Origin of the sequence: Mesorhizobium sp. M1E.F.Ca.ET.063.01.1.1 (genome assembly GCF_003998155.1) — a bacterium.
Lineage (GTDB): Bacteria > Pseudomonadota > Alphaproteobacteria > Rhizobiales > Rhizobiaceae > Mesorhizobium.
In genome coordinates this window covers 1-3,402 of record NZ_RZSC01000636.1, presented here as the reverse complement: position 1 = coordinate 3,402, position 3,402 = coordinate 1, and the positions used below count along the sequence as shown (strand labels likewise).

The window sequence follows — 3,402 nt, the reverse complement described above, 5'->3', positions numbered from 1 at the left end:
CATAAGGATTGGGCGCCTGCCGCGGTTGCGGCGCCTGCGCGCCGCCTCCCGCCTGCCGCATCATCTCCTCGATGATTTCGCCAAGCGGGTTGCTGCCGCCGCCGAAGCCGCCGGCGGCCTGCATCTGATTGTTGGTCTGCTTGAACAGCCCGCCCATCATCATCGAGGCCATAGCCGGCAGCATCTGCTGCAGCACCTGCTGGCTGAGCCCGGTAGCCTGCGCGGCCTGGGCGGCGACGGCGCGCGACAGGTCCTTCGAGCCGAACAGGTGGCCGAGAATGCCATTGCCTTCATTGATGCCTTGCGGCGAAAAGGCTCTGGTGGCGTCCTCGAAATATTTGGCGTGCTGGCCGCTCGCCATCGCCGTCATGAAGGCGCCCATCCCGTAAGGATCGGCGGTGTTACGCTGCAGCCCTTGCGAGAAGGCGGGCAGCAGCGCCTGGATCGCTGCCTGGGTCTGCTGCATCGACAGGCCATATTGCTGAGCCAGCGCCTGCATGCCGGCGCCGTTCTGGGCTTGCGAAAAAATGTCGAACAGGGAAGGCATGGGGTCTCCTCCGCAATATCCTCACGGAGGAACCTAGTTCGTTTCCATCACCGATTGAAGCGGCTTTTGCCGAGCCGCTGTTAGGCGGCAGGCGAACGGCTAATAGGCGTATTCCATGAATACCGGCTCGATCGAGCCGCCCCAGCGTGTGTGATAGGCAGACAGCATCTCCTCGGCGCTGGTGGTGCCGCGCGCCACCACCTCGTCGAGGGTGTTGAGGAACGAGGTCTCGTCATAGCCGTCGCGGTTCTTCTTGCAGCGGTTCTTCAGCCCCATGCGCGAGATGGCGAGCACGTCGCGGGCGACGTCGCGCAAGGTGGCGTTGCGGAACGGCGCCGCAATGCCTTGCTCCGGCACCGCATTGCGCATCGCCAGAGCTTCCTTGTAGGTCCAACTCGATGTCAGCGCCTCGGCGGCCTCCAGCGCCGCCTCGTCGTAGAGCAGCCCGACCCAGAAGGCCGGCAGCGCGCAGATGCGTCGCCACGGCCCGCCGTCGGCGCCGCGCATTTCGAGGAAGCGCTTCAGCCGCACATCCGGGAAAAGCGTCGACAGGTGGTTGGCCCAGTCGCCCAATGTCGGTAGCCCGTCGGGCACTTCGCCGCGGGCGGCACCCGCCATGAACTGGCGGAATGTGTAGCGCGTCATGTCGTGATAGTGGCCGTCGCGAATGACGAAATACATCGGCACGTCGAGCGCCCATTCGACATAGTCGGCAAAGCCGAAGTCGGGTGCAAAGCAGAATTCCAGCATGCCGGAGCGCTGGTTGTCAGTATCGCGCCAGATGTCGCCGCGCCAGCTCTGGAGGCCGTTCGGGTGGCTCTCGGTAAAAGGCGAATTGGCGAACAGCGCCGTCGACAGCGGCTGCAGCTTCAGCGACACCTGCATTTTTCGCCGCATGTCGGTCTCGCTTTCGAAGTCGAGATTCACCTGGATCGTGCAGGTGCGGTACATCATGTCGAGGCCCTTCGATCCGACCTTCGGCATGTAGCGGGTCATGATCTCATAGCGCGACTTCGGCATTTTCGGCGTTTCGGCGAGCGACCATTTCGGGCTGCCGCCGAGGCCGAGGAAGCGGATGCCGAGGGGCTCGGCGATCTCGCGCACCTGCGCCAGATGCGCGTTGCCCTCGCGGCAGGTCTGGTGGATCGACTCCAGCGGCGCGCCGGAAAGCTCGAACTGCCCGCCCGGCTCCAGCGAGATCGCGCCCTGGCCGGTCGGCTCGACGAGGCCGATGATGCGGCCGGCATCCATGATCGGGTCCCAGCCGAGCTTTTGCTGCATGCCTTCCAGGATGGCGCGGATGCCGCGCTCGCCGCCATAGGGCACCGGCGCATTGCCGTCGACATAGAAGGGGAATTTCTCGTGCTCGGTGCCGATGCGCCATTTGTCGCGCGGCTTGTTGCCCGCGGCCAGGTAGCCGACGAGTTCGTCGATGCCTTCGATGGGACTGGTATCGGTTGTGTCGCGCGCCATGAAAAAGCCCTCCGCAGCGGCCGACCGACCGCCGGGCGCTAGATGGACGAAATGTCAGTAGCCGATCAAGCGAAAAATCCTGAGCCACGGCTCAACTGGATTTGATCTGCATGGCACGCCTTCCCTTCTCCCCTTGTGGGAGAAGGTGGATCGACGCGCTAGCGCCGAGACGGATGAGGGGTGTCCAGCGGAGTGAGACGTTGGTGCCTTCTGGAGCCCCCCTCATCCGTCGCCTTCGGCGACACCTTCTCCCACAAGGGGAGAAGGGAAGATCCTACCAGTCGCCGATCGTCGCCTGCATCACCGCGAGCGCCGCCACCGCCGCCGTATCGGCGCGCAGGATGCGCGGTCCGAGCGGGATGGCGGTGACGAAAGGCAACGCCCTCAGCATCTTGCGTTCGTCATCGGAAAATCCGCCTTCCGGCCCGACCAGCAGCGCGAGTTTTCTCTCCCGCACCTTCTGCAGGGCCGGCAGCGGATTGTTGGTTGAGGCGTCCTCATCGCAGAAGATCAGCCGCCGCTCCTTGTCCCAGCCGCCGAGCAGCCGCTCCAGCTTTTCCGCCTCGCGCACCTGCGGCACGGCCAGGATGCCGCATTGTTCGGCTGCCTCGACGACATTGGCGCGCAGCCGGTCGATGCCGGGCTTCGCCACCTGCGTATGCTGGGTGACGATCGGCTGGAGGATGCCGGCGCCCATCTCCACCGCCTTCTGCACCAGATAGTCGAGCCGGCCCTGCTTCAGCGGCGCGAAGCAATAGACCAGATCGGGCAGTGGCGGCTGCGGCCGCTGCAGGGAGAGCACCTTGAGCCGGACTGCCTTCTTGGATCTGGCGGCGATCGCCGCCGACCATTCGCCGTCGCGGCCGTTGAAAAGAAGAACCTTAGCGCCTTCGCCGAGCCGCAGCACATGCGCGAGATAGTGGCTCTGCTGTTGTCCAGCATCGAATTCGAGGCCTGGCCCGAGATCGTCCGGCACGAACAGCCGCTGCATCTTGTAGTTGGCGCGCATGGCCGAGCAATGGGCGAGGGCAGCGTTGCCGTCAAGTATCGGCGGACGGATGCCAGACCGGCGTGTAGCCTTGTCTCAGCACCGAAATGCTGGTGGCCGGCGTGAGCAGACGTAGCGGCCGACCGGCGAGACTGTCGAGGGCGATAGGGTCGGCATAACCCGCGAACGACCATCCGAGCACTTTGCCGGCACGGAGCGCATAGGCGGTGTCGTTGTCGGCCACCATCGAGCCATCGGGCAGGTTGCCAAGCTCCACTGCTGCGACGGCCGGTGGCCGGCCGCCTGACGCCAGCCGCTCCTTGTGCAGCCGCTTGTCGACCATCGGCGCGCGAGGTTCGGGAACGTCGAATGCCTCGCCGAAACGGCCCACGAA

The 3,402-nt window shown here is 65.2% G+C and carries 3 protein-coding genes and 1 pseudogene; all 4 read right to left on the bottom strand.

Annotation, left to right across the window (positions count from 1 at the left end; all coding sequences use genetic code 11):
* Positions 1–547 (bottom strand): DUF937 domain-containing protein (locus tag EOA29_RS29615; RefSeq protein ID WP_127221991.1); only part of this gene is annotated, 547 nt, incomplete at its 3' end.
* 99 nt (positions 548–646) lie between these two features.
* A complete protein-coding gene (locus EOA29_RS29610; protein ID WP_127221990.1) occupies positions 647–2,020 on the bottom strand; it encodes a glutamate--cysteine ligase in 1,374 nt (457 codons plus the stop codon).
* A gap of 274 nt (positions 2,021–2,294) precedes the next feature.
* Complete coding sequence (locus tag EOA29_RS29605; protein ID WP_127221989.1) at positions 2,295–3,029, bottom strand: 16S rRNA (uracil(1498)-N(3))-methyltransferase; 735 nt, start codon at positions 3,027–3,029, stop codon at positions 2,295–2,297.
* 31 nt (positions 3,030–3,060) lie between these two features.
* Positions 3,061–3,402, bottom strand: a pseudogene (locus tag EOA29_RS41725) (hypothetical protein); the annotation flags it as partial.